Genomic DNA, 25,687 nt, shown 5'->3' with positions numbered 1-25,687 from the left:
GGCCGGGCGCGGCCTCCGGGCAGTAAGACCGTGCCCTATGTGGTGTGTGGGGCTGGGTCAAGCAGGACCGCACCGACCGGGGCGATGGCCGGCCCGGCGAGCTGACCAGCCCCGAGTGCGAGGAGCTCGCCCGGCTTCGTCGGCAGAACCTCGAGCAGCAGAAGGCGATCGAGATCCTGCGCAAGGCGGCCGCCTATTTCGCGGCCGAGACGAATCGGTGATCCGCTTCCGTTTCGTTGAGGAGCACCACGGTGCCTTCGGCGTCAAGCGGATCTGCCGGGCGCTGGGGATCGCCCGCTCCTCCTTCTACGCCTGGCGGGCTGGCGAACAGGACCGTCGCGCCCGCGAACGGGCCGAGGACCTCCTGGCCGCCGAGATCGCGGTGATCCACCTCGCATCGCGGGGCGCCCACGGCGCCCCGCGCGTTCACGCGGAACTTCGCCGCCAGGGCCGGGCGGCGAACCGGAAGAAGGTGGAACACATCATGCGCGAGCGCGGGATCACGGGCGTCACCCGCCGCCGGCGCCGCGGTCTGACCCGCCAGGCCCGCAAGCCGGTGTTCGCCCCGGACCTTGTCGGGCGCGACTTCACCGCGCCTCTCCCGGGGATGCGGCTCGTCGGCGACATGACCTTCCTGCCGACCGAGGAGGGCCGGCTCCACCTGGCGACCTGCATCGACCTGGCCACCCGCGAGGTGGCCGGCTACGCGATGGCCGACCACCACCGCGCCGATCTGCCGGTGGCCGCGCTGCGGATGGCCGCCGGCCGAGGCGACTTGGAGCGAGACTGCATCTTCCATTCGGATCGCGGCAGTGAATATACGTCAGCTGAATTCCGCAGTGAAATAGACAAGCTGGACATGCGGCAGTCAATGGGAAGAGTTGGCTCCTGTTACGATAACGCCGCCGCCGAGAGCTTCTTCGCCGTCCTGAAGGAGGAGATCGGCACCCGGGTCTGGCCCGACCGTGCCACTGCCCGCGCGGAGGTCTTCGCCTTCGTCGAGACCCTCTACAATCGCAGGCGCCTACGCAAACACCCCGAGTGGGGCTACCTCACCCCACTCGAGACTCGCCAGCGGCACCGGCAAGGTCACGGCCTCGCAGCGTTGACGGAGAGTGTCCAACCGCAGGGTGGAACTTCAATCCGCAGATGCTGGTCGTCATGGACTCCAGCTACGACATCGCCCACCTCTCCCACGCCCAGGCCGATCGCGGCCCGAAGCCGATCTGGATGTGGTGTTCGGCCGCCGACGCCGCGCCGACGACCGAGCACCGCTGGTGGCAGTTATCCTTCCGCAGATTCAACCTGGAGCACACGTTCCGGCCGATGAAGTAGACCTTGGGCTGGACCGCCCCGAAGGTCCGCCACGCGGACACCGCCGACCTGTGGACCTGGGTACCTACGTATTGGGCCGATGACCAGTGGGAATGAAGGGCGCGGCGGGCCAAATTATCCAGTCTAGGGGTCCGCACGGAAGAACACCTTTCTCAGGCAAGCATCTCGCCTCACAACCCTGGGCCGCCAATCCCGCTCCTTTAAATTTATAACCAAGGTACCCGCTAGGAGGTATACGGGAAATGCGACCACCAATCCACTGAATGCCAATCGCTGGAGAATCCGAGCACCATATCAGCCACTCTTGGAACGCTGCACAGCAGCGGCAGCCTTATCCACGACGGCATAGCCATGCATACTCCCCATCTCACCCACCTGCAGAATATAACCATCATTGGCTACACCATCGACAGTATTGTAATACATGAGATTCGCAGGCGCCTCCTGACCGAAAGGCTCAAGTCGATTGATTTGCACGATATTTTTGGCGTCTCCGATGAATGTATTGGAACCAGCCGGGCCCACCTTGCCGGCCATATTATTATTACCAATCTGAATAACGGTGCGCGCATTTCCCACCATGGTCCCACCCTCTATTATCACCACATCGCCATCCACATTCCCCTTGAGTGTTCCACCTTGCACAAGAACATCGCCGCGCACATTGCCAGTCTTAACCTTGCCAGCGCCAATGACTAGAAGCTGCTCGGCTTCCTTCGCTGCCTTGGATTCGCGACGCCAAGTCTTGAGGCCGTCGAAGAGTTCGCCAGCGAGCGTCTTGAGCGTCTTGGCGAGTTCGTAGGCCTTGCCCCAGCGGAAGGCGTACTTTGCGAGAAGCTTCGTCAGGGGGCCGCCGCTGAACATGCTGGTCACGACGTTGAGGGCGGTTTCACCACAGGAGCCGAGGTCCCCAGTGGTGACACAGTCGATGGCGTCGGTGATACCCAGTTCGTCGGAGACGATCTTGGCGAGCTTCTTGCCGGCGTTCACGACCTTCGTCTTGGCGTCGTCAGCCTTTTTGGCGCTCCCGTTCACCGGGGCAGGAGTTCCACCACTCCCATTACCGGTGGTGCCACTGCCGCCACTGGTGACGCCGCCTGTGTCGCCAGTCGCCTGGTAGGGGGTTCCATCGAACGGCTTCGGAGTGAACCCGTCCACCCAGGTCGAGGTCTCCGCCGTGTTGCTCATGGTGATACGGCCGCCGGGACCGCACTGGTAGAGGGTGCCGCATTCCTCTGAGCGCAGGCCGCTGGGGTCGGACTTGTTGATCGGGTCGTTCTCGGAGTAGGCGTAGCCGTTCCACTGCTGGGGGTCGCCGGTGTCAAGGACGGGGTCGAGGCTGAGGAAGCGGCCGGTGGTGGGTTGGTACTGGCGTGCGCCGAGGTTGGTGAGGCCGGTGACGTCGTCCTTGGTTCCGTTGACGAAGCCGTGGTCGCCGGCCCAGATGGAGGGCTGGGTGCCGCGGGAGTTGCCGAAGGGATCGGTCGGGCGGCGGCTCTCGGTCAGGGTCCTGGCGTTGATGGCCAGGGTGTTGCTGCCGTGGTGGTCGGAGAACTGGTAGGTGAGTTCGTTGCCGCCCTGGCGCACCAGGGTGATGCCGCCCGGGACGGAGTAGTAGCGGGAGGCCGTGAGGGTCTTGGTGGCGGTGTTGTAGACGAGTTCGTCGCCGTTGGCGAGGTTGATGGTGGTCTTGCCGGGGTTGCGGCGGACCAGCTGGTTGCCGTCGGCGTCGTAGACGTAGGTGGTGGTGCCGGCGCTGGTGCTGTTGAGGGACTCGAGCCGGTCCTCGCCGTTCCAGGTGAGGGTGGTGGTGCCGGCGGTGTCGGTCACGGCCGTGGTGTGACCGGCCGCGTCGTACTGGGTGGTGCTGGTGGTCGGGGTGTTGGTGCCGACGCGGTTGGTGGAGGTGAGCAGGGCGTGCGGGCCGCCGGTGCCGCCTCCGGTGCCGGGTGCGGTGGTGGGGAGGTTGCTGGTTCCGGGAGCCGGGAAGGTCTGGGTGGTGGTGACGTCCTTGGAGGTGTCACCGCCGGGGTTGTGGGCGACCATGCCCGTGCGGTTGCCGGTCAGGTCGTACTGGTAGCTCTGCCAGTAGGGGGCGGATCCACCGACGGTCGTGGTGGCCGGGGCCTGGGCACCGCTGGTCGGCGTGGCGTTGGCGCAGCGGCCTTGGCCGCCGACGGCGGGGCTGGGGTCCTGGTTGAGGCGCCCGGTGTCGCTCCAGGCCGTGGTGAGGCGGCCGAGGTAGTCGTAGCTGAAGCACTGCAGGTCGGTGGCGGAGGGAGTGTTGTTGGGGATGGTCCGGATCGCCGTGATGCGGCCGACCTGGTTGTAGGCGTAGGTGGTGTGCTGGACGGTGCCGGTGGTGGCCGTCTGCTTGTCGACGAACTGGTTGATCTGGCGGCCGGTCGGTTCGTCGAAGGTGTTGGTGGTGACGATCTGGGTGCCGTACGGGTTCATCGTGGAGCGGATGGTGCGGCCGTAGGCGTCGTAGTCGGACTGGACGTCGTAGGCGACGCCGCCGAGTCCGCCGATGTCGTGGAGGAGGCCGTAGACCTCGTAGTTGTAGGTCACCACCTCGGCGAACAGGTCGCCGGCGGCGGGCAGGCCCTGCTTGGTGGGCGCACCGGTGATGGGGTCGAAGACGGCCTGGTAGGTGAACGTGAGCGGATCGGCCTTTCCGACCTCGCTGCCGGGGATAGTGACGGTGCTCTTGGTGGGCCGGTAGGCGGTGTCCATCGCGGTGATCGCGGTGGTGTAGGCCGCGCCGCCCTGGCCGCCGACGTAGCGGGTGGAGGTGGCGGGCTTGCCCTTGGCGACGGTGTCGTAGGTGTTGCCGGTGAGCCGGTTCGCCGGAGTGGCGGAGTCCTTGTAGGTGCCGGTGCGGCGGCCGAGCAGGTCGTAGGTGGAGACGATGCTCTGGCCGCGAGCGTCGGTGGTGGTGGCGACGCGTCCGGCGGCGTCGTAGGTGACGGTGCTGGTGCCGGCGTCGGGGTCGTTGGTGGTGGTGCGGCGGCCGCGCTGGTCGTAGACGTAGGTCCAGGTGTTGCCGGCGGCGTCCTTGCGGGAGGTCTCGGTGCCCAGCTGGGAGTAGGTGTAGGAGGTGACGTCCGCGTCGGCGGGGTTGCCGGTGGGGGCGGGCGTGCGGTACTGCCACAGCTGCAGGGCGCGTCCGCGCGAGTCGCTGACGGTGGTGGTGGCCCGGCCGCCGGGCGGCGGGGTGACGTCGACACGGTCGGCGCCGGGGTAGGCGGTGGCGGTGGTGGTCTGCAGGGCGCCGTACGCGAGGGACTGGCCTGCGATCACGCGGCCCATGCCGTCGTAGACGTTGCGGGTCTGGCTGGGGACCTTCGAGCTGTCGGGCTCGAACCGAAGGGTGGTCGGCGGGTTGAGGCTGTTGTAGTACGTGTTGTTGGTGGCGGCGGGACGGCCGTGGGTGTCGTAGAAGGTGTCGGTGACCATCCGGCCCGCGTAGGCGGAGCTCGCCGGGTCGCTCTGCGTCTGCACGACACGGGCCTGGCCGTCCAGGATCTGGATGGACCGGTGGTAGCTCTTGTTGGAACGCAGAGTCTCGGTCGTGATGGAGGAGGCCGTGTCGTTGTTGAGCTGGTAGGTGAACTTGTAGTCGGCGGGCTCGGGGGCGGTACGACCGGCCTGCCAGACGGCCGTCAGGCGCCCGAGGGCGTCGTAGGTCTGGGTGACGGTGCGGCCGTTGAGGTCAGTGGTGGTCAGCGGCAGGGAACGCGTCGGGTCGAGGGTGACGGTGGAGGTCCAGCCGGTCGCCGCCTCGGGGGTGCCGGCCGGTGCGGGGGCGACGACGGTGTTCTTGTCGGGCAGCTCTCCCGCCGCACCGGAGGTGTAGAGGGTGGTGGTGGCTGCGCCGTTGGGGTGGGCGGCGTCGGTGGTGGTGGGGTCGGTGACGGTGGTGGGGCGGCCGTAGGCGTCGTAGGCGCTGGTTCCGGTGGTGGTCCACTGGGCGGTGCCGTTGGCGTCGTACTTCTCCAGCACCTGGAGGCTGGAGGCGGACCCGGTGGCGCCGAGCGTGCCGAAGGGCTGGTTGTCGTAGAGGGTGCGGCCGCCGGAGACGGTGTTCGCGGCGGTGGGGGTGGCCTCACAGGCGTTCGGCCCGGAGACGGTGAGGGTCTGGGAGACGGCGTTGATGATCGGCGAGGACGGGCCTGCGGCGTAGGTGGAGCGCACGCACACGTCGGGGGTGCCGTCAGCCTGCTGCAGCACCTTCGCGGGCCGGTAGGGGGCGCTCACGTCGGTGAAGGTCGTGTCCGTGGTGGTGCGCCAGGAGCCGTCGGCCTTCTTCGCCCTGGCCGTGACGGTGCTCTGGGCGGGCGCGGCGTAGCGGGCCTTGAGGGCGGGCAGGCCGGGGCCTCGACTGTGGGTCGCGCTCTCGCCAGGCTCGGTGCTGGTGTTGACGCTGCTGGCGGTGGGGGTGGTGGCGGCGGCGTCGGCGTAGGTGTCGGATTCGAGGACCTGGCCGACCAGCCAGTCATGGTCGGTGACGGGTCCGCTGGTGGGGCCCTGGAGGGTGCGGTTGCGGGGGTTGCCGACGGCGTCGTAATCGCCGTGCATGCCCTGGTGGTAGTAGGTGGCGGTCTTGGTCTGCGGTTCTTCGGGGAGGTTGGGGGCGCCGGTGACGGCTGTCACTGAGGCGAAGCCGCGGAACTGGTCCCAGGTGCGGGCGGCGGTGTCGATGCCTTCGGCGTCGTTGCGGTGCCAGGCGGCGGGGCCGTAGGTGTAGGTGGTGGTCTGGCCGATCGAGCCCTTGATGAAGTCGCGGGGGTCGACGGTGACGGTGCTGACGGGGTAACGCAGGAACCAGTCGTCGACGGGGGCACCGGTGTTGGGCTCGTACCACTTGACGTTGTAGCAGGCCAGGGTGTTGTTGTCCGGCGCGGCCGGCATGGTGTTGCCGACGCGGGAGCAGGACTGACGGATGTACTCGACGCGGATCGCGCCGCCGGTCTCGGTGGTGATGGCCGCCATGCGGAGGCGGAAGAAGTCGGACCTGGCGGGGACGGTTCCGTCGACGCGGTTCCGTAGGAGCATGCCGGCGAAGGTGACCGGCTTGAGGGCTATGTCGGGCTGGCCGGCGCTGTGTCCGGTGCGCTGGATCGAGGAAAGCCAGGGGACGCGGGGCGGGGTGGCGCCGGTGTCGTGAGTGTCTTCGAGGGTGTGGGTCAACTGGTAGGTGTCGACGGGGCGGTACTCGCCCTTGACCCGGACCTTGGTGGTGATGGTGGTGAGCCATCGGGTGGTCCAGTAGCTGGGGCCGGCGTTGGCGCACGGATCGGTGGCGGAGCACTGCTGGTCGACCGGGACGTCGGGCCAGTTGCCGGCGTTCGCGGCGGTGCGCTGCTCGGGCCGACAGGCGTCGGTGCCGGCGAGGCAGCGCTCGGCGGTGTCGAAGACGACCTGGGAGGCGCTGGGGTGGTTGCCGTTGGCGGCGAGCTGGTCGGACAGGAGCTGGCCGTAGGCGATGGACTGCAGGCTGCCGGCGCGGGTGTAGGGGGTGTTGGTGCCGGTGCCGTGGTTCTGGCCCGCGCCGAGCGCGTAGTGGTTGGTCTCGGGGGCGTAGGTGAAGGTGGTGAGATTGCCGTGGGGGTCGACGATCTGGTCGAGGTTCCAGCGCCAGGCGCTGCGGCACCAGGAGGCGTTGCCCTTGGCGGGGTCGTAGCAGGGGTCGCCGGGCTTGGGGGAGAAGACGGGGACGGTCCATGCGGAGCGGGTCTCGGGGCCGGTGCTGGTGGGGGTGCCCTGGGCGGAGGGGAGGTGGTTGAGGCCGAAGTAGTAGGCGGTGCCGGCGGTGTCGGTGACCTTGAGGTAGGAGCCGTTCCAGGTGCCGTTGTCGGCTCCGGTGAGGAACTGGACCTTGGTGCCGTCGTCGGACTGCAGGCGCCAGGTGCAGTTGGACAGCTCGGTGCGCGGGTCGGTGGTGTCGCAGGAGCCGTCGTTGGGGATGAGCTGACCTGAGTGGCCGACGAGCGACATCGTCAGGTTGGCGCCGGCCCAGCACTGGTCACCGGAGTTGGCGATGCCGGCCTTCGAGCAGGGCTGGTAGGAGCGTTCGACGAAGCCGGAGCCGAGGTCCCAGCCCTCGCCGATCCAGGAGGCCTGGGAGTTGGTCGCGGAGGTCTTGCCGTCGACGGACGCGGAGTCGTAGGAGAGGCCGATCTGCGGGACGCCGCCGCCCAGGCTGGGGGGCATCTGGACGGGGTAGTTGTACATGAAGGAGCCGGACGAGCCACCGGCGGCCCAGCCCTGGCTGGGGTTGAGGCTGGTAGCGCTGTAGGTGCCGGCGCTTCCGCCGGTGGTTCCCTGCAGGGCGAGGACGATCGCCGGCGCGATGGTGCTGGAGTCCTGCGCGGAGGCGGTCGCGGTCTTCGCGAAGGGCGAGGTGGTGCTCTGAGCGGCGGGCAGGTCGACGTCGGCGACAAGCCGGTCGGTCTGCGGGTCGTAGTGCGAGGCGACGGGGGTACGGGTGCGGCACTGCTCGGCGCCGGGGCTGGTGAGCGCACAGGCGGGCAGGGCGACCAGGGTCGCGCGAGTGGCCCAGTCGCCGCCGTAGGCGGGGGCGAGGGCGGCCGGGTCGAGGCCGACGCGCGCAGTGGTCGCGGGGTGCTGGTCGGCGAGGGAGAGGGCGACGAGAGCTCCGCTGACGCCCGCAGCCTCGGTGGTGGCGGCGTCGGCGACCGTGACGTTGACCTTCGGGTTCTTCGCCTGACCGCTCGTCGTGTCGGCGCGCCGTTCGGGCGAGGGGGCGTCGCCGCCGGCTATGGAGGACACCCACACCGGCAGGTCGCCGGCCTTGGTGGCGGGCGCTGCGGCCACTTCCCTGAGCGTGGTGGTCGCTTCGGCGGCGGAGGTCGATGCGAGGTCGAGTGTCGCTGTGCCGGAGGGGGCGGTGCGACCGCTCCTGTCCTCGGCGGGCTTGGCCGGCTCCGTCTTCGCGGCCGACCGCGAGGGAGCCTCGGCGTTCTTGCCGGTGACCGAGGCGGTGCCCGGCAGGGGCGTGTTCGGCGGCGACCAGACGCGGTGGTAGTCCGGGGCCGCGGCGAAGGCCACTCCCCCGGCGGGCACCACGAGTGAGCCGACGACCGCCAGGGTGGCGAGCAGGGCGGTTCGCGAGCGTCGCAACTTCGCGGCCCGGGTGCGGGCCGAGCGAGCACGGTGAGAGAACACCGTCACCCTCCACTTGGTGACCGCGCCCGGGGACACGGCGAGTTGATCAAAGGCCAGCCGACCCTACGGGTCGTCTACATCCGATGTCGAGGAATCGACAGAGACCCAAGGGGTGTGATTCAAATCACTTGACCAACAAATGGTATTAACTGATGTTAGATCAACCCGTCGATGTGGACGAACTATTGACGGTGCATCAGAGATCAAGACAGGTTGCGTCTGTCCTGTGCTCAGCGCCAGCCCCGGCCGCGTCCGCACCTCATCTCCCTTCGTCGGGAAGGCTTCGCCGTGCCCACATTCCCCAGACCACGCCCCGCCCGGCGCCGAACGCGGGCCGTTGCCCTGCGCCTGTCCGTGCTTGGCCTCGGACTCGTCCTGTGCGCCGGCCTTCCGGCGCCCGTCGCGCTCGCCGACTCCCCGCCGGGGACCAAGAGCCTGGCCGAGGTGATGGCCGAGGCGGACGCCGAACAGGCGAAGATACGCCCGCCCGCGACGGACGCCGAGAAGGCGATCGAGAAGGCGAAGGCCACCGGCGTGGCGGTACCGGTCGAATCACTGACCGACGACTTCAGCGAGACCGTCGCCACCCCCCAGGGCCACCTGCAGAAGACGCAGCACCTGGAGCAGCAGCGGGTCAAGCAGGACGGCGTGTGGGCAGACCTCGACGCGACCCTGGTCGCCGACCCGCAAGGCGGCTTCCGCCCGAAGGCGGCCGGCGCCGGCGTCCATCTCTCGGCCGGCGGTCCCGGAGCGCTGGCGACCCTCACCAGCTCCGACGGGAAGCAGCTCACCCTCCACTCACCCTTCCCGCTGCCCCAGGGGAACGTCGACGCGGACGGCGACGGCGTGCTCTACCCGGAGGTCGCCCCCGGCATCGACCTGAAGGCCACCGCCACCAAGTTCGGCGGCCTCAGCACCGTCTTCGTCGTGAAGACCGCCGAGGCGGCCGCGAACCCGGCACTGCGGTCCGTCACCTTCCCCGTGACCACCTCGGGTGTGAGCGTGACGTCCAACGCCGACTACAGCCTCACGGCAGCCGCCGAGGACGGCACCGTACGTTGGCACGCCCCCGCTCCCCGGATGTGGGACAGCACCACCACTGCCCCGGCCCAGGCTCCCCAACTCTCGCAGGACGCCCCCTCTTCCCCGGCCGCGGCGAAGAACGGTGCCGCTTCCCCGGCGGCGTCCGCCACCGGGGAGGCCGTGGCCGCCGGCGACCCGGAGGGCCCGGTAACCAGCACCGTCGACGGCCCCGGCAGCAACGCCCGGGTGTCGGTCATGCCCACCAGCACCGCGGCGGGCACCATGACCCTCACGCCCGACCAGGACCTCCTCGCCAACGGCCAGGGACCGTGGTTCATCGACCCGGACTGGATCTACGAGCACCCCATCGCCAACGCCTGGACCTGGACCCAGTCCGCCTACCCCAACACCAGTAACTACATGAAGACGGCCTCGACCCAGGAACCCTACAACCGGCCCGGCGTCGGGCTGCAGGACTACCAGGTCAAGACCGGCCTGGAGCGGGCATTCTTCAAGATCGACACCAGCACTCTCGGCGGCGCCTACATCAACTACGCCATCATGACGATGTCGCAGACCAAGTCCTCCAACTGGGACTGCACCAAGCAGTACCCGCTCAACCTGTTCCTCACGGACCGGCCGATGGACATCGGCACCACCTGGAACAACTCCCCCCAGCACTACGGCGGCCAGGTCGGGGACACCGCCTGGGTCGGCGGGTCCGGAAACCCGGGCTGCTCCAACCCCCTCGAGTTCAGGTTCAACGTCACCGACGCCTACCGCGTGCACGCGGTCGCCAACCCCAGCCTGACCTTCACCGTCGAGGGCAACGAGAGCGACAAGCTCGCCTTCAAGCGCCTCGACTACACGCCGAGCGTCATCGTCGAGTACGACCGTACTCCCAACATCCCCACCAACCCCTACGCCTACCCCGCGCCACGCACCGTCTCGCCCGACCGCACCGTCCAGGGCTGCGACGGCAACGGCTGGGGCTGGCTGGGCGCCGGAACCAACCTGAGCGGGGTCACCCTCAACGCCACCGTAAGCAGCCCCGTCCAGCAGAACCTGTACTCCTGGAGCCACATCTGGGACTACATGCTGCCCGGTGCCCCCGGCGCCGACGGATACAGCAGCCTCGTCGACAACAACAGCACCGCGGCCTTCCCCGTCCCCGGCAGCCTCCTCAAGGACGGCCACGTCTACGGCTACAGCATCATGGCCAGCGACCAGCTGATCGCCATGTCCGCCTCCACCCCCACCTGCCACTTCGGCGTCGACCGCACCCAGCCCACCCTGCAGGTCCCCTCGCTCTACGAGCAGCTGTCCGACGACGCGCTCGCCACCCAGTTCCCGCCCTCCGGCAACGGGCAGACCACCAAGGTGCGCCTCCACCAGGAGGGCTACGTCCCCTACACCGCCGTCGACCCGACCCCTTCGGGTGGCCAGGCCTCCGGCGTCGTCTGCGCCCGCTGGGGCTCGGACCCCCTCCTCGAGGGGGCATCCTGGCGGTGCGGAAGCAACATGCCCCCGGGCGGCATTCCCGTCACCCCCACCGCTTGGGGCACCAACCTCCTCCACATCCAGGTCCAGGACAACGCCGGCAACGTCTCCCCCATCGTCCCGTACGCCTTCTACGTCCCCTGGAACCCCGACGGCCCGCAGCCCGTCTTCGGCGACGTCACCGGCGACGGCGCCGCCGACATCCTCACCGCCGACCAGGCCGGCAACCTGCGCACCTACAGCATCCCCGGCAATACCAACGCCAAGAGCCCCACCGCCGCGCTCGCCGCGCGGCCCGCCGACACCCCGAACCTGCAGACCTGGGCCACCGACTCCATCCAGTACAGCCACCGCGGCGCGCTCACCGGCGGCAAGCACGTCGACGACCTGTTCGTCCACGTCAAGGACGACCCCAACCTCTACGTCTACGGCAACCCCGGCAACAGCCGCTCCGTCGGCCGCTACGACAGCAAGCTCGCGCTCGGCCGCCCGGCCTGCGTGACACCCCCCAACGACTCCGCCTACTGCACCGGCTACGCCGGCACCTGGTCACGCACCCTGCGCGTCGCCGCCCTCGGCGACCCCGCCCACACCGACCTCGACATCAAGCTCGAGTTCAAGAACAAGACCGGACTGGTGACCGTCGAGGCCAACAGCGACGGCAGCGACGCCGCCCTGTGGTTCTTCCCCGCCACCACCACCAATCGGCTCGGCCAGCCCGTGCGCCTCGCCGCCGGCGGCTGGAAGGACAAGGAGCTCATCACCCCCGGCGACTGGGCGAGCCAGACCCGCCCCGGCCTGTGGGCCCGTGACCTGCGCCCGCTCGGAACCTCCGCCACCTCGGGTGACCTGACCGCCTACACCTTCACCCCCGGCACCCTCAACGTCGTCGACCCCGACTTCGGCGACCCCGTCCTCGACGAGAACGGCAACCCCCTCGTCGTCCCGACCCTGACCGGCATCGCCGCCACCAAGCGCATCGGCAACGTCCCCCTCGACTCCTGGCCCGCCCTCGGCTCCGACGGCGACCTCCTCGGCAACGGCGCTCCCGCCCTGTGGGGCGTCAACAAGCACTCCGGCGACATCCAGATCTGGTGGGGCCACCGCACCGGAGACGCCGCCAACCCCGGCATGACCTGGGACGTCGGACCCGTGGCGGTCGCCAACACCCGCGTCACCCCCGACTGGTACACCCTCGACCGCCAGAACACCCTGCGCCCCGACCCCGGCGCACCCGTGACGGACAGCAGCGCCACCAATCCGCTGACCCGCAGCGGCAACCCCGTCTTCACCGCCGACCGCAACGCCACCGCCAACAACGCGACTGCCCTCGACGGCGGCAGCTACTACCGCGCCTCCCAGGCCCCCGGCATCGACACCCGCCGCAGCTACAGCGTCGCCGCCTGGGTCAGGCTCGACAGCGCCACGGACTACGAGACGGTGCTCTCGATCAGGGGCAACGAACGGAGTCCGTTCTACCTCCACTACTCCGCCGCCACCGGCACCTGGGCCTTCACCGCCCCCGAGGAGGACCGGATCAACACCGGCACCTACTACGTCGCCGGCGGATCCCCCGCCGCACAAGCACAGGTAGGCCGGTGGACCCACCTCGTGGGCACCTACAACGCCCAGAGCTCCACCATGACGCTCTACGTCAACGGACGCGCCGCCAACGCCGTCCACAACCCCAAGCCCTGGTACAGCGGCGGCCCCCTCACCATCGGCGCCGAGACCACCGTCTTCCGGCCCGACGACAAGGGTTTCAACGGCTCCATCAGCGACGTTCGCGCCTACCCCTACGCCCTCACCGACCCGCAGGTCAGCAACCTCGCCATCAGCAACACCGCCATCTCCGTCAACAGTGCCCTCAACGCCGGCAAGTGCCTCGACAACCTCGGCGGCGGAACCGAGATCGGCGTCTGGGACTGCTGGGCCGGCCCCAACCAGCAGTTCAAGTTCAACACCGACAACCACGCCCTGATCATCCAGAACAAGTGCGTCACCGTCCGCGACGAGGGCACCGCCAACGGCACCCCCGCCGTCCTCGCCGACTGCGACAACCTCAAGGGCGGCCAGAAGTGGCTGCGCCGCGCCGACAACAGCCTCTACAACCCCCACTCCAACCGCTGCCTCGAACTGCCCGGATGGAACACCACCAACGGCACACGCCTGGGCATCTGGGACTGCAACGCCGGGGCCAACCAGCGCTGGACCCTCAACCCCACCACCTGACCCCCGCCACACCCACCCACCAACCGGGCCCCCGCCGCACCCCCGCGGCGGGGGCCCGGCCCGTGTCCACCACCGATCCGACGGGCCCGCCGGCCAGAACGGGCTCGGCCGACCCGCAGCCGTCCGCCCTCGTGCTCGTGGGCGCGCCCCCGTGGACACCTCGGGGCCGAAATCCGCGGCTTCGCCGCGGAATTGGCCGCCCGCTCCCCTGTTGGCTGCTTCACTGGGAGCACCCGTCCTGGGCATCGGGGAGGTGCCCGTCGACGGCACTCTCAGGGGGTTGCCATGAACACCCGGACCACGAGGACGAAACCGCCGGGTCGGCTCCGCTTCTCCGGAGCGGCCGACCTCTCACTGCCGCAGGTCCTGCTCGTCCTGGCAGGCCTGGCCACCACCGCTCTCGGCTTCCTCTGGTTCGCCGAGGCCGACATACGGATCCACGCCTACCGCAACGCCCCGGTGTGCGGGGCGGCGGCGCACGCGCCCGGCGCGGACTGCGTGCGGCACGAGACGGGCACCGTGACGGCCAAGAACGCCCACCCCGGCGCCGGTCCCGGCGCGGCCAATCCGGAAGGCGGTCACACCGTGACCGTGGCGCGCAAGGCGCGCCCAGCGCGGGGCTACGAGGTCTCCGAGGCCTTCTACGACAGGGTGCGGATCGGCGCGGACGTGGACCTGACAGTCTTCCGGGGGCGGGTGGCCGCGCTCACCTACGAAGGGCACCGCGTGGACAACCAGGACGTGTCCTACCTCGTCTCCCTCGGAGTCCCCCTCCTGATCGCCCTGGGATCGGCACTCACCACCCACGGGCTGACCTGGTCGCGGCTGGGCCCGGGGCCGGCCCGCTTCGCCGCCGTCGGCGGAGCCGCCTTCGTGGTCGCTCTCACCACCTCTCTCGCCTTCGTGTCCCTGCCGATGCCGACCGCCCTCCTCCTGGCCCTCCCCATCCTCCTCTGGCTGACCGTCACCGCCGCCGCCACGGCGATCACCTGGGACTTCTGACCCGCACGGAACCACGCGCGCGGGAAGCCGGCCGAACCGGCAACCGGTGCGGCGGGAGCCGTACAGCTGCGCGCTGTCGGGCGGTGGGCGTGGGAAGTCGGCTCGGCCGACTTCCCACGCCGCTGGGGACGACGGGTCCGCCCCCGCCGCTTACAGGTGGACGTTCGAGAGCTCGAAGGTCTGCACGGTGCGGGCGTTGAAGTAGGACCAGAACACGTTGCCGTGCAGCACGGTGTCCGCGGGGTAGTGCTGGTAGCGCTCGCCGCCGGCGTCGGTTCCGGTGGCCCAGCGCGGGATCACGGAGCCGTCCTGCCCGAGGCTGCTGAAGCGGGACAGGTCGAAGCTGATCCACTGCCCTTCCGTGTAGTTCACGGCGACGATGACCAGCTTGTGGTTCACCGGGTCGTAGGCCGCGACGGCGTCGGGGTGGCCCGCGTCGATGATCGTCATGCCCGGGCGGATGTGCCGCATGTACTGGGCGAGCACGTAGTACTTCGGGTTGACCGACTTGATCACGCCGCTGGTGAGGGTGATCGGTCCGTAGCTCTCCCAGTCGAGGATCTGCCAGACGACCCACGCCGTGGGGTGCAGCCAGCGCAGGTCGAAGTTGAGGTTCCGAGCGAGCTTCAGGCCGCTGGCGTCCTCGTCGCCGTACTCGGACATCCAGATGTTCTTGCCGTCCGCCGCCACGGCCCAGTACAGGGCGTCGCGGTCGCCGTCGAACTCGTAGCCGTGGACGTTCACCCGCCCCACGGCGGCACGGGTGGCGGCGTCGAAGTCGGAGTTGTTCGTCCAGTTGTGGACGGCGGCGCCGACGCCCCAGTCGTCGAGGCCCGACACCATCATCCACTGCAGGCCGCGCGCGTCCAGTTGACCGCGGGTCAGCCGGATGAGCTCGGCCACCTGGGCCCGGTCGAAGTGGCAGCCCTCCTGCCCGCCGGTTTGATCCGGCGCGTATCCGCCCCACTTGGCCCCCGGCTCGTTGACCGGCTGGACGGAGGTGAAGTCGATGCCCCAGTGGTCGTGGGCGTACCGGGCCACCGTCGCCAGGTAGGCGGCGTGGCGGCCGAAGTTGTCGGCCCGCAGGTTGCAGGCGTAGCCGTCCGCCGCTCCGCGCGGATCGTCGTTCGTCAGCATCCACCACATCGGCGAGTTGCTGAAGAGCTCGAACGTGTCGGCGCCGCGGTCCCGGGCCAGCCACATCATGTCCCGCTGGTGCGCGTCGGCGTTCCAGTTCCAGCTGGACGAGCCCGGGTCGGCCGAGTACCAGTCGAGCTGGTAGCCCTCGATGTTCTTGAAACCGTCCAGCGCGGCCACGGGCTGCATCGTCCGGCCGCCGATGCTGTTCGTCCCCGAGGCGCCGGCGTTGTAGCGGACCACGTTCATGCCCAGCCCCGGCACCGCCTGCCCCAGGAACTGGACGGTCTTCCGGCTGAACAGCACGTCGGCGAGGTCCTCCCGGGGGCCGAGCTGGTTCGCCCACCAGGCCAGCGAGGTGCCCCACCCCTCCCAAGTCCCCCATTGGGTCCCGGGCTTCACCGTCACGGAGTAGTCCGCCCAGGCCGGTTGGGCGGCGGAGACGACCGCCATCGCCCCGATCGGCAGGCCCACCAGACCACGCAGAACCGTACGACGTTCCATCTAGCCCCCTCGACAGAAACGACACATCCGGAGTGGGATGCGTACGAAGCAACGCCCAGTCTGCACCACCGCCGGATGCGTGACCAGACCCCTCCGTGAGCCGAACATCCACAACTTCGCTACAGGAACGTTCGTGCTCTGCCCCTCCCGGCCACCCCCTGGAACCATCCCTATGGGGCACCGGGGAGGTGCCCGTGGACACGATCGACGGGGGTTGCGATGAACGCTCTGATCATGGACGCGAAGCCGACCCGGTCCCGGCTCTCCGGGGCGCTCGCCCGCGCGCTGGTGCCGGGCCTGCTCCTCGCGGCCGGACTGGCCACCACCGTTCTCGGCTTCCGCTGGTTCCTCGACGCCAACGACGCGGCGGTCGCCTACCGCTCCGCACCGGTGTGCGACACGGCGGAGCACACCCCCGGTACGGACTGCGTGCGACGCGAGACCGGCAAGGTGACGAACCGGTACACCGTGGAGGGCGACGGAACCACCTACCTCGTGACGGTGGCGCGCGAGTCGGGCCGCGGACACCGCTACGAGGTGAACCGGGACTTCTACGGCGCCGTGAAGGTCGGCACGGACGTGGACCTGACGATCTACCGGGGACGGGTGGCCGAGGTCTCCACCCAGGGGGAGCGCACCGGCAACGCGGGCACGCCCTGGCTGTCCTCCCTCAAGGTGGCCCTCCTGGCCGGCCTGGGAGCGGCCCTCACGATCCAGGGCCTGGCCTGGTCACGGGCGGGCGGGCGGGCAGGCTCCTTCGCCGCCGCCATGGGCGGTTTCACCGCCGTCTCCGCCATGCTCGGCTGCCTCACCCTCATCACGATGGAGCTGCCGCTCGCCGCCCTCCTGGCCGTCCCGGTCCTCGGCTGGCTGTTCATGACCGCGGCCGCCACCGTGATCGTCCGGGACGGCGCCCTCCCGTGACGGCCCGGCTGTGAACGGAGTGGGAAGTCGGCCGGCCCGACTTCCCACTCCCCCAACCCCTGCGGAACCCGGCTGTCGGTGGCCCGCCCGCGGGATGCCCGCGGATCGGACGGGCAGGTACCGGCCAGGACCCGGCCGGGCGGCCGGAGGCGAGTCGCCCGGCGCTCCCGGCGGCGCTCAGTGCCCAGGCTCTTCCCCCGCCCGGTCCCCGGGCCTGCCCGACACGCTGAGCAGGTCTCCGGGCCGGCAGTCGAGGACGTCGCACAGTGCTGTGAGGGTGCTGAACCGGATCGCGCGCGCCCGGCCGTTCTTGAGCACGGACAGGTTCGCCAGGGTCAGGCCCACCCGGTCGGCCAGTTCCGTCAGGGTCAGCCCGCGTTCGGCCAGCAGCCGGTCCAGGTGGATGTCGACCCGGTGCTCCTGTTCGGGCGGCATCAGATCACCGCCGCCAGCTCGTCGCGCATCGCCACGCCGCGGCGGAGCACCTCGGCGATCGCCAGGAACCCGACCCCGGCCAGCAGCCAGCCGACCGGGAGTTCCCACACCGCGAACCCCGCTCCGGGCGTGAGGGTGGAGGAGAGGTCCAGTGCCGCGAGACTCTCCACCACGACGGCGCCGGACCCCGCGAGCGCGGTGACCAGCCCGAGCGCGCGAAGGTCCTGGACGGTGTGCGCGGCGAACGGGTCGCCGCGGCGGGCTTCGCGGACGATGTGCAGCAGCAGGGCGAGCACGGCGGCGAGCACGACCAGGGTGGGCAGGGAGGTCAGCAGCTCGGCGATCCGTTGGTGAACGCTGGGATCGGCGACGTGTACGTCGACGACCGATTCCGGGGTGATCGCAGCACCGTCGGGCAGTCCCCCGACACTTCCCGTGAACCCCGCCGCCGAGTCGGCCGTCAGCCGGACGATCACGGGGCCGTCCCCGAAGACGGCTCTCGCGACGGGCACCGCGACCGCGAGCCCCGCCCCCGCCAGGCACACCACCACCGCCGTCTGCATCTCGCCCAGCCAGTCGGCCTTGCGCCACCGGTCGGTCAGAGACATTCCATCCCCCGCTCTTATCGATTAACGATATGCCGATTATCGATAAGGGTGCGCGCCCGGTCAAGTGCATCCATCGACCCCCCAGCGGACACACGTTACCCACAAGTTACACACAATCAAGACACCCCCCATTCACCACCACGCCCGTCGAGCCTGATAACTGAGCCCTCGTCAATCACCGGAGATCACGATGCGATCTGGCCATCCAAGGTTATTTTCCGGTCTTGATCATCGTTTCCGCCCGAATGCTCCAACACAGCATTCAAACCTGAGCCACACTGAAGCCATTGGACATGTGACATTGCACATGTCCAATGCATTACCCACCCCGGCGAGGTCCCCACGCCGGGCACCACAAGTGAAGGAGCACACCCGATGAACCGACGTTCGATCAAGGGGCTGACCCTGGTCGCGGCCGGCACCGCCGCCGCCGGCATGCTGATGGCCGTCCCCGCCCAGGCCGCCACCGCCAGTACCGCCACCACGACCGCGGTCAGCGAGACCTGTAGCCCGTGGTCGCTGCAGAGCGGTCTGATGACCCAGGTCTGCGCCGCGATCAACGGCACCAACGTCCAGTTCCTCGGCCGCATCGCGCTGGCCGGCCCGCCGAGCCCCGACTTCCCGCCGCAGTGGCAGAGCCTCTCCACCACGATCTCCGGCCAGGTCGTCGGCGGCGCCTCGCTGGGCTCGGTCAACCAGAACGTGAACTTCCTCGCGAGCACGGTCACCGTCAACGGCCCGAGCAGCACCGTCCCGTGCAACAACGTCGTCAGCGGCACCTTCAGCGTGGCCAAGTTCGGTTGGTTCCCGGCCCCGGTCTCCGTCAGCACCCCGGTCCCCTGCTGACCCGAGCGCGCGTGAACCCGTGAACCCCGGGGCCTGGAGGCGCACACCTCCCGGCCCCGGCCCGGCGGGGCCGGTCGATCCGTTGCCGTACGGATCGACCGGCCCCGTTCCGTCACCGAGGCCCCCTCGACGTCCGGACCTCCACCCCGGCGCCGTCCGAGGGCCGCGGGCAGCACACGCGGTGAGCACCGCCCTGAGTGGGACGTCGGACCGGCCGACTTCCCACTCCCGACGGCGGCCGCCTGCCCGCACGCCCCGGGCGCGCTTCCGCACTCCTCTGCCGCCGCGCGGGCCCGGCGGCGAGGATGGGCGCGTGGATCTGGCGAAGCGGCGGGCGTCGCTCGACGAGGCGATGGACGCGCGCGGGGACTGGCCCGAGCGGTCCCCGTGGCTGCGCGAGGCCGTGTCCGAGCTGCCCCGGGACCTCTTCGCGCCGACGCTGCTGTGGCGCCGGGACGGCCACGCGTACGTCCCCGTGGACCGGCGGACGGACCCGGAGGGCTGGGCCGAGGAGCTGTACGGGAGCCAGGACGCGCCCGCCGTCACCCAGGTCTCCGGCGGGCAGCCGTCCTCCAGCCTGTCCGCCCAGGGCGTGGTGGTGGACATGCTGGACTCACTGCGTCTGGAGCCCGGACACCGGGTGTGGGACGTCGGCGGCGGGCAGGGCTGGAACGCCGCGCTCGCCGCCTGGCGCGCCGGACCGGGCCGGGTGGTGTCCACCGAGATCGACCCGGAGCTCGCCGCGTTCGCCCGCGACCGGCTGGCGACCGTCGGCCTGGGCGTCGAGGTCCTGACCGCCGACGCCACCACCACCCCGCCCGACGGCGGACGCTTCGACCGGGTGATCGCCGCGTACGCCGTCGAGCGCGTGCCGTGGACCTGGATCGAGGCCACCCGGCCGGGCGGGCGGATCGTCCACCCGTGGGGCCGGCTGGGGCACGTCGCGCTCACCGTCGCCGAGGACGGGCGCAGCGCGTCCGGCCGGGTGCGGGGCCTCGGCCGGTTCATGGCGGACCGCAACGACCCCGTGCCGGCGGCGTTCCCGGCCCAGCGGCGGGGGCCGGCCGACGTGCGCGAGCTCGTCGCCCGGGACCCGGCCCCGCTGCACGACGACCGGGACCTGCGGTTCGCGCTGCGGGTGGCCGTCCCCGACGCGGTGCTCGCCACCGGCCACGACGAGCACGGCGCGACCGTCCGGGTCCACGACGGCGCCGCCTCCTGGGCGTCCTTCTCGGCCGTGGACGGCGGCCGGACCGTCCTCCGGCAGGGCGGTGCACGGCGGATCGGCGACGAGGTGCTGCTCGCCTGGTCGCAGTGGGAGTCGCTCGGCCGCCCGGAGCCGGGCGCCTACGGGCTCACCGTCACCGGGGAGGGCCAGTTCGCCTGGCTGAACGACCCGCACGGGGGCGTGCGCTGGCCTTCCGGCGCGCCCGCCCCCGACGGCCGCGGCGCTACGGTGCGGGCGGGCAGACCAGGGAGCTGACGGCGGGCGGGTTGGGGAGCTCACCGCCCTGGTAGGTGCCCTGGGCGTACTCGTAGTAGAAGTAGTAGACGTGGAAGCCCACGAGGGCCCCGGCGGTGCAGTCCGAATCCGCGGTGAACCGGAAGGGCAGGGTCACGGTGCGGCTGTCTCCGGGGGCGATGGGAACCGACGGTGCGACCAGGTTGAAACGGACGCTCGTGGGCCCGAAGTCGCACCAGCTCGCGCCGGAGCATCCGGTGATCTCCCGGTGGACCGCCGTGGAGGGCGGCGAGCCCCACTCGGAGGCGAACACCGTGGCGTAGAGGAAGGTCACCGGGGTGGCCTGGCGGTTGGTGAAGGTCACGGACAGCGTGGCGCCCTGGCCCGGGGTGAGCGTCGTGTCGTCGACGCTCAGCGCGAAGTACGGCGGCGCGGGGTCGGACGCGGCGAAGGCCTGCCCGCCGAAGCCCATCAGGCCGAGGAACAGCATCAGTGCCGCGACGAGGCGCGCACGCCTGGTCGCCGATGTGGGGGTGGACATGGACGCCCAGCGTAGGTATCCGCCTCCCGGCCGTCTGCCCCGCGCTCGCGAAATCGGCCATGATCGAAGGAACACACGCGCTGCCACGAGTGAAGGGTGATCACGGATGCTGCTTCGCGAGGTCGGGTACGGCGACGTCGACGCGTACGTCCGGATGCGGTGCGACCCGGTCATGATGGCCGAGTTGGGCGGGCCGCAGCCCCGGGAGGGCATGGCGGCCCGGGTCGGCCGCGACATCGAGCGGGTGGCGGCGGGCACGGACTGGATCAGGATGATCGTGCCCGACCCGGCGCGGCCGGAGGTGGTCGCCGGGACCGTGAACCTGTGGTTGGACGGGGACGGCGGGGAGCGGACCTCCGAGATCGGGTGGATGGTCCTGCCGGAGTTCCAGGGCCGGGGTCTCGGCAAGCGGGCGGTTCGCGCACTGCTGGAGCAGGCCCGCGAGGACGGCCGGTGGGGCCTCGTCCACGCGTACCCGGCGACGACCAACGGCCCGTCCAACGGCATTTGCCGCAGCCTGGGCTTCCGGCTGCTGGGCGAGCGGGACACCCCCTTCGGCGACCGGGTCCTGCGCTCCCACCACTGGGCCCTCGACCCGCGCACCGACCTGCGCTGAGCCCGCGCCCCGGCGGCGGGGCCCCGTTTGCGGGGGCGGGGGTGGTGTGGTGCATTGGGAGGGCCACCGCAACGGCCGACGTGCCCCGTGAGCGCCGGTGCCCGGGTGGCCGCCGCTGAGGAGGTGGTGCGCGATGGCGGACTTCGACCGGGGGCCTTCCGACGTGCTCGCGGAGCTGTTCGGGCGGGTGCCCGACCCGCCCGACGCGCAGGCGTTCTGGTTCGACTGGGGGCCGGTCTTCTACCGGGGGCGGCTGGACGGCTCGGCGCGGGTGCTGGTGGTGGCCTCGGATCCGGGGCCGACCGAGCGGATCGCCGGGCGCAGCCTGGTCGGCGACGCGGGGCAGCGGGTGCAGGGGTTCCTGGGGAAGCTGGGCCTGACCCGGTCCTACGTCTGCCTCAACGGGTGGGCGTACGCGGTGCACCCCTCGCGGGCCGAGGCGATGAAGGAGCGGCTCGCGGATCCCGCCCAACTGCAGTGGCGCAACGAGGTGTTCACCTCCGCGGTCGGCCCGGCCCTGCAGGCCGTGGTGGCGATGGGGTTCATGGCGCAGGAGGCGGTGCGGCTCTGGGACGGCCGGCCGCAGCAGGCGGTGCTGGTGAAGGTGCCGCACCCGTCCAGCCACGACCCGGTGGCGCTGCTGAACGGCTGGCGCGCGGCGGTCACCACGCTGCGCGCCGTCGTCGGGCCGGACGAGGACGGCGACAGCACCGGCCCGAACTACGGTGACGCCTTCGAGGAGGCCGACTACCGTCCGATCCCCCGCCGCGACCTGCCGTTCGGCGCGCCGGCCTTCCTGGGGGACGACGCGTGGGTGCGCGCCAAGGGCACGGGGCTGCAGAACTCGGTCGGCCGCCCGACCCCGGACGACGGGCACACGCTGGTCTGGAAGGCGCCGGACTGATGGCGCTCGTCCTGCGCGGCACCGTCGTCACCTTCGACGAGCAGCACCGCGTCCTGGACCCCGGCGCGGTGTACGTGGGCGACGACGGCCGCCTGGACGCCGTCCAGCCCGCCGGACAGCCGGCCCCCACCGGGTTCGGCTCCGCCCCGGTGGTCGACCTCACCGCGACGGGCGCGCTGGTCCTGCCCGGCCTGGTGGACCTGCACGGCCACCTCGCCTACCACACGCTGCCGCTCTGGGAGGCGGTCGGCGTCCCGTACCTGCACCACGACCGCTGGGTGGACGAGCGGCACGCGCCCGACTACGCGAGCACCGTCACCTGGCCCGCCAAGGTGCTCGGCCACGCCGCGCCCGCGGAACTGCTCGCGTACGTCGCGGTGAAGGCGCTGGTCGGCGGGACGACCTCGGTCCAGGGCGCGCCGCGCTCGACCCGTCCGCTGGACGGCGGGCCGGTGCGGATCGTCGACACCGAGAAGCTGCCGGCGGGGCGCGACGTGGTGCTGACCTCGGCGCTCCAGCAGGACGCCGAGGTGCTGCGCGAGGAGACGGCGCCGAAGCTCGACGGCACCCGGGTGCTGATCTACCACGTCGCGGAGGGGCGGCGCGCCGCGGAGCCGGACCCGGCCAGACCGGTGTCGCACGTCCACCGCGAGTTCGCGGACCTCGCGCCGTGCCTGCGGCCGGGCCTGGTCGGCGTGCACGGCACCGCGCTCACGCCCGCCGAGTTCGCCGCCTGGCAGGGCGCCGTGACGGCGGTGGACCCGGCCGAGCGGGGCACCGTGGTGTGGTCGCCGTTCTCCAATCTCTGGCTCTACCGCGAGACGACGGACGTGGTCGCGGCCGCCGCGCAGGGGCTGCGGATCGCACTCGGCTCCGACTGGTCGCCCTCGGGGACCAAGCACGTGCTGGGCGAGCTCAAGGTGGCCGACGGCCTCAACCAGCACGAGCTGGGCGGCCACTTCGACGACCGCGGCCTGTGCGACCTCGTCACCGCCAACCCCGGCGACGCGCTGGCCACCGCCTGGGGGCCGCAGGTGGGACGCCTGGCGGCCGGCAGCGCCGCCGACCTGCTGGTGCTGGAGCGCCGCGAGCCCGGCCAGGACGTGTACCGCGCCGTCATCGACGCGACCGAGCGCCACGTCCTGCTGGTGGTCGTCCGGGGCCGGCCGCGCTACGGGACGCGGGCGCTGATGACCGCCGCCGGGGCCCCGGCCGCCGGCGCGATCGAGCCCGCGCCCGGGCTGCGCCGCCGGGTGGCCCTGGACGGCCCGGACTGGCCCGCGGTCAAGCGGGCGCTGGCCAGGGTCCGCCAGGACCCGCGGGCCGCCTGGCACGACGCCCAGGACGCGCTGGCGGCCTGGGGCGGTCCGCTCGACGACCCCGACGCGCCGCTCGCCCTGTTCGGCGACATGCCCGAGGGCGAGGCGGCCGCGCTGGCCGGCACCGACGACCTCCCGGCCGGACTGGTCGTCCCGGAGCCGGACGCGCTGACCCACGACGCCGCCTTCCTCGCCGCCGTGGACCGCAGCGGGATCCCCGAACTCCAGCGCCTGAAGGCGCGCTACCCGTGAGCCCGCGGGTCCTGGCCCCGGTCCGCGCGCTGCCGGACTCCACCGGGCTGGACGTCTTCCTGGCCCGGGCCGCCGCCGACCCGCTGCCGCTCGCCGACCGCTACCGGCTGCTGGCCGCCGCCCGGGTCCTGGTCGAGGAGCTGTACGTCCACCTCCCGCTCAAGCGGGCGCGCTACGCCACCGACCCGGTCCAGCGGCTGCGGCTGCTGGAGCGGCGGGTGCCCGACCTCAGCGAGCTCCAGTTCCACGGCGAACTCGCCGCCGTCTTCCGGGACCTGCGCGATCTGCACACCGGCTACCAGCTCCCCGACCCGTACCGGGGGCAGGTCGCCGTGCTCGGCTTCCTGGTGGAGACCTACCGGGACGAGGACGGCGTGCCGCACTACCCGGTCTCCCGGATCGACGACGCGCTGCGGCACGCGGACTTCGACGCGGGCGTCGAGCTGGAGCTGTGGAACGGGGTCCCGGTGGAGCGGGCCATCGAGCGCAGTGCGGCCGCCCAGGTGGGCTGCAGCCCGGACGCGCGCCTCGCCCGCGGGCTGGAGTCGCTGACGCTGCGCCCGCTGCGGACCGCTCCCCCGCCCGACGAGCGCTGGGTCCTGCTCACCTACCGCACGCCGGACGGTCGGCTGGGCGAGACCCGGGTGCCGTGGCGGGTGCGCGCCGCCGACCGACGCCAGGGGCGGCACCAGGACCCGGTGCCCACGCTCGGCACCCACCTCGGCATCGACGCGGGCAACGAGGCGACCCGCCAGGCCAAGCGCGCGCTGTTCGCGCCGCCCCCGGCCCGCCGTTCGGCCGCGCGGGCGCCCCGGGACGTCCTCGCCTACCGCAGGACCCGCGGCCGCCGCCCGTACGGGTACCTGCGCGTCTTCTCGTTCAACGTGGCGAGCGCGCGGCGGTTCGCCGAGCAGGTGGCGGCGCTCGCGGCGGCCGCGCCGGCGGACGGCCTGATCGTCGACGTCCGCGGCAACCCGGGCGGCAACATCCTGGCCGCCGAGGCCGCCCTGCGGGTGCTGGGCGCGGGCCCCGTCGACCCGGTCAGGTTCGCGCTGCCGACCACCCGCACCGCGCTCGCCCTGGCCCGCGCCAATCCGGCCTTCCGCCCGTGGGCGCGCTCGATCCGGGACGCGGTGGAGAGCGGCGAGCCGTACTCACAGGCGTTCCCGCTCACCGACCCGGAGGCGGTCGCCGACGGGCTGCCGCGCTACCCGGGGCCCAAGGTGCTGATCGTCGACGCGCTGACCTACTCGGCCGCGGACATCTTCGCCGCCGGCTTCGCGGACAACGGGCTCGGGCCCGTCCTCGGGACCGCCGCGACCACCGGCGCGGGCGGCGCCAACGTCTGGACGTACGAGCTGCTGAGCGTCTGGCTGCCCGATCTGCCGGGCCCGCTGCCGCGCGGCGCCGGCTTCCGGGTCGCCCTGCGCCGCGCCACCCGGGCCGGAGGCAACGCCGGTGTCCCGCTGGAGGACTTCGGCGTCGCGGCGGACCCGCTCCACCGCTTGACCAGGCGCGACGTCCTGGGCCACAACCAGGACCTGCTGGCGGCCGCCGCCGCGCTGCTGTCCTGAGACCCCGGGGCCCGCCGCTCGGGACGTGTCGGGCCATGGGTCGACCGCGTGGCGCGCGAACCCCGGAGGGGTGGCCTGCGACGGCGTGCAAGGGCGGATTCCCGGAATCGGGCACCGCGGCGATTCCGGTGGGTGCTTCGCTCCCGAAGCACCGCGTCACCCGCCGACTTCCGGAACCCCCCGCGAGGAAACCGCGAGGCTTCCGCGCACCGCGTCGAGGGCGGCCCCGCCCTCCGCGCCGGACCGCCCCTCCCCGGCCGGGCGGACGGCGCCGACTCCCCG

The 25,687-nt window shown here is 71.5% G+C and carries 16 protein-coding genes and 1 pseudogene; 12 read left to right on the top strand and 5 right to left on the bottom strand.

The features are described 5' to 3' along the window. The first annotated feature begins 44 nt into the window (after window positions 1-44). The 3 genes and pseudogenes from ACFC0B_RS29500 (at window position 45) to ACFC0B_RS29490 (ending at window position 1,335) form a co-directional block, all read left to right on the top strand. Complete coding sequence (locus tag ACFC0B_RS29500; RefSeq protein ID WP_376092368.1) at window positions 45-221, top strand: hypothetical protein; 177 nt, start codon at window positions 45-47, stop codon at window positions 219-221. Beyond that, a pseudogene (locus tag ACFC0B_RS29495) lies at window positions 218-1,048 on the top strand (IS3 family transposase); the annotation flags it as partial. The gene ACFC0B_RS29500 and the pseudogene ACFC0B_RS29495, both read left to right, overlap by 4 nt. A 101-nt stretch (window positions 1,049-1,149) precedes the next feature. Beyond that, the gene (locus ACFC0B_RS29490) at window positions 1,150-1,335 is read left to right on the top strand and encodes a hypothetical protein (protein ID WP_376092533.1); all 186 of its coding nucleotides are present in this window, start codon (window positions 1,150-1,152) and stop codon (window positions 1,333-1,335) included. A gap of 294 nt (window positions 1,336-1,629) precedes the next feature. On the opposite strand, the gene ACFC0B_RS29485 is transcribed toward ACFC0B_RS29490, so the two are convergent. Beyond that, on the bottom strand, window positions 1,630-8,526 hold the full coding sequence (locus ACFC0B_RS29485; RefSeq protein ID WP_376092365.1) for an RHS repeat-associated core domain-containing protein: 6,897 nt from the start codon (window positions 8,524-8,526) through the stop codon (window positions 1,630-1,632). Window positions 8,527-8,880: 354 nt separating this feature from the next. Between ACFC0B_RS29485 and ACFC0B_RS29480 the strand changes: the two genes are divergently transcribed. Together ACFC0B_RS29480 and ACFC0B_RS29475 are read left to right on the top strand one after the other, a co-directional pair. Then, on the top strand, window positions 8,881-13,281 hold the full coding sequence (locus ACFC0B_RS29480) for a LamG-like jellyroll fold domain-containing protein (protein ID WP_376092362.1): 4,401 nt from the start codon (window positions 8,881-8,883) through the stop codon (window positions 13,279-13,281). A gap of 285 nt (window positions 13,282-13,566) precedes the next feature. After that, window positions 13,567-14,283: a hypothetical protein gene (locus ACFC0B_RS29475; RefSeq protein WP_376092359.1), complete on the top strand. Its 717-nt coding sequence runs from the start codon at window positions 13,567-13,569 to the stop codon at window positions 14,281-14,283. Window positions 14,284-14,433: 150 nt separating this feature from the next. Here the strand turns inward: ACFC0B_RS29475 and ACFC0B_RS29470 are convergent, their stop codons facing one another. Next, a complete protein-coding gene (locus ACFC0B_RS29470; RefSeq protein ID WP_376092356.1) occupies window positions 14,434-15,924 on the bottom strand; it encodes a glycoside hydrolase in 1,491 nt (496 codons plus the stop codon). Window positions 15,925-16,143: 219 nt separating this feature from the next. Here ACFC0B_RS29470 and ACFC0B_RS29465 point away from each other — a divergent pair, with 219 nt between their 5' ends. After that, entirely contained in the window at window positions 16,144-16,848 is a 705-nt protein-coding gene (locus ACFC0B_RS29465; protein WP_376092353.1) for a hypothetical protein, read from the top strand. A gap of 177 nt (window positions 16,849-17,025) precedes the next feature. Here ACFC0B_RS29465 and ACFC0B_RS29460 read toward each other — a convergent pair whose 3' ends face one another. After that, a complete protein-coding gene (locus ACFC0B_RS29460) occupies window positions 17,026-17,283 on the bottom strand; it encodes a helix-turn-helix domain-containing protein (protein ID WP_376092351.1) in 258 nt (85 codons plus the stop codon). Then, complete coding sequence (locus ACFC0B_RS29455; RefSeq protein WP_376092348.1) at window positions 17,283-17,891, bottom strand: DUF2975 domain-containing protein; 609 nt, start codon at window positions 17,889-17,891, stop codon at window positions 17,283-17,285. The genes ACFC0B_RS29460 and ACFC0B_RS29455 overlap by 1 nt, the downstream gene beginning before the upstream one ends. 375 nt (window positions 17,892-18,266) lie before the next feature. Between ACFC0B_RS29455 and ACFC0B_RS29450 the strand changes: the two genes are divergently transcribed. Together ACFC0B_RS29450 and ACFC0B_RS29445 are read left to right on the top strand one after the other, a co-directional pair. Then, window positions 18,267-18,737 carry a hypothetical protein gene (locus ACFC0B_RS29450; protein ID WP_376092345.1) on the top strand — a complete coding sequence of 157 codons (471 nt, stop codon included), beginning with the start codon at window positions 18,267-18,269 and terminating at the stop codon, window positions 18,735-18,737. A 313-nt stretch (window positions 18,738-19,050) separates the two neighbouring features. Continuing rightward, window positions 19,051-20,220 carry a methyltransferase domain-containing protein gene (locus ACFC0B_RS29445; RefSeq protein ID WP_376092342.1) on the top strand — a complete coding sequence of 390 codons (1,170 nt, stop codon included), beginning with the start codon at window positions 19,051-19,053 and terminating at the stop codon, window positions 20,218-20,220. Here the strand turns inward: ACFC0B_RS29445 and ACFC0B_RS29440 are convergent. Beyond that, entirely contained in the window at window positions 20,189-20,740 is a 552-nt protein-coding gene (locus tag ACFC0B_RS29440; RefSeq protein ID WP_376092339.1) for a hypothetical protein, read from the bottom strand. The two genes, ACFC0B_RS29445 and ACFC0B_RS29440, sit on opposite strands and share 32 nt — an antisense overlap. 106 nt (window positions 20,741-20,846) lie before the next feature. On the opposite strand from ACFC0B_RS29440, the gene ACFC0B_RS29435 reads away from it, so the two are divergent. The 4 genes from ACFC0B_RS29435 to ACFC0B_RS29420 all read left to right on the top strand — a co-directional run bounded on the left by ACFC0B_RS29435 (window position 20,847) and on the right by ACFC0B_RS29420 (window position 25,405). Beyond that, a complete protein-coding gene (locus tag ACFC0B_RS29435) occupies window positions 20,847-21,356 on the top strand; it encodes a GNAT family N-acetyltransferase (RefSeq protein WP_376092336.1) in 510 nt (169 codons plus the stop codon). A gap of 133 nt (window positions 21,357-21,489) precedes the next feature. Continuing rightward, entirely contained in the window at window positions 21,490-22,260 is a 771-nt protein-coding gene (locus ACFC0B_RS29430; RefSeq protein ID WP_376092333.1) for a hypothetical protein, read from the top strand. After that, window positions 22,260-23,831: a hypothetical protein gene (locus tag ACFC0B_RS29425; protein ID WP_376092330.1), complete on the top strand. Its 1,572-nt coding sequence runs from the start codon at window positions 22,260-22,262 to the stop codon at window positions 23,829-23,831. Before ACFC0B_RS29430 ends, ACFC0B_RS29425 begins: the two co-directional genes overlap by 1 nt. Next, window positions 23,828-25,405, top strand: a complete 1,578-nt coding sequence (locus ACFC0B_RS29420; protein ID WP_376092327.1) for a S41 family peptidase — start codon at window positions 23,828-23,830, stop codon at window positions 25,403-25,405. The genes ACFC0B_RS29425 and ACFC0B_RS29420 overlap by 4 nt, the downstream gene beginning before the upstream one ends. Window positions 25,406-25,687 lie beyond the last annotated feature (282 nt).

The organism is Kitasatospora sp. NPDC056184, from assembly GCF_042268405.1.
In the GTDB taxonomy this organism is placed as follows: Bacteria; Actinomycetota; Actinomycetes; order Streptomycetales; family Streptomycetaceae; genus Kitasatospora.
The sequence above is the reverse complement of the archived record's forward strand: the minus strand, read 5'-3'. Positions and strand labels throughout refer to the sequence as shown.

Bases quoted from the DNA above. Each gene is read 5' to 3' on its own strand.
- ACFC0B_RS29450 (WP_376092345.1), top strand. From the start codon at position 18,267: ATGAACCGACGTTCGATCAAGGGGCTGACCCTGGTCGCGGCCGGCACC.
- ACFC0B_RS29425 (WP_376092330.1), top strand. From the start codon at position 22,260: ATGGCGCTCGTCCTGCGCGGCACCGTCGTCACCTTCGACGAGCAGCAC.
- ACFC0B_RS29470 (WP_376092356.1), bottom strand. From the start codon at position 15,924: ATGGAACGTCGTACGGTTCTGCGTGGTCTGGTGGGCCTGCCGATCGGG.
- ACFC0B_RS29460 (WP_376092351.1), bottom strand. From the start codon at position 17,283: ATGCCGCCCGAACAGGAGCACCGGGTCGACATCCACCTGGACCGGCTG.
- ACFC0B_RS29465 (WP_376092353.1), top strand. From the start codon at position 16,144: ATGAACGCTCTGATCATGGACGCGAAGCCGACCCGGTCCCGGCTCTCC.
- ACFC0B_RS29430 (WP_376092333.1), top strand. From the start codon at position 21,490: ATGGCGGACTTCGACCGGGGGCCTTCCGACGTGCTCGCGGAGCTGTTC.
- ACFC0B_RS29475 (WP_376092359.1), top strand. From the start codon at position 13,567: ATGAACACCCGGACCACGAGGACGAAACCGCCGGGTCGGCTCCGCTTC.
- ACFC0B_RS29435 (WP_376092336.1), top strand. From the start codon at position 20,847: ATGCTGCTTCGCGAGGTCGGGTACGGCGACGTCGACGCGTACGTCCGG.
- ACFC0B_RS29490 (WP_376092533.1), top strand. From the start codon at position 1,150: ATGCTGGTCGTCATGGACTCCAGCTACGACATCGCCCACCTCTCCCAC.
- ACFC0B_RS29455 (WP_376092348.1), bottom strand. From the start codon at position 17,891: ATGTCTCTGACCGACCGGTGGCGCAAGGCCGACTGGCTGGGCGAGATG.
- ACFC0B_RS29440 (WP_376092339.1), bottom strand. From the start codon at position 20,740: ATGTCCACCCCCACATCGGCGACCAGGCGTGCGCGCCTCGTCGCGGCA.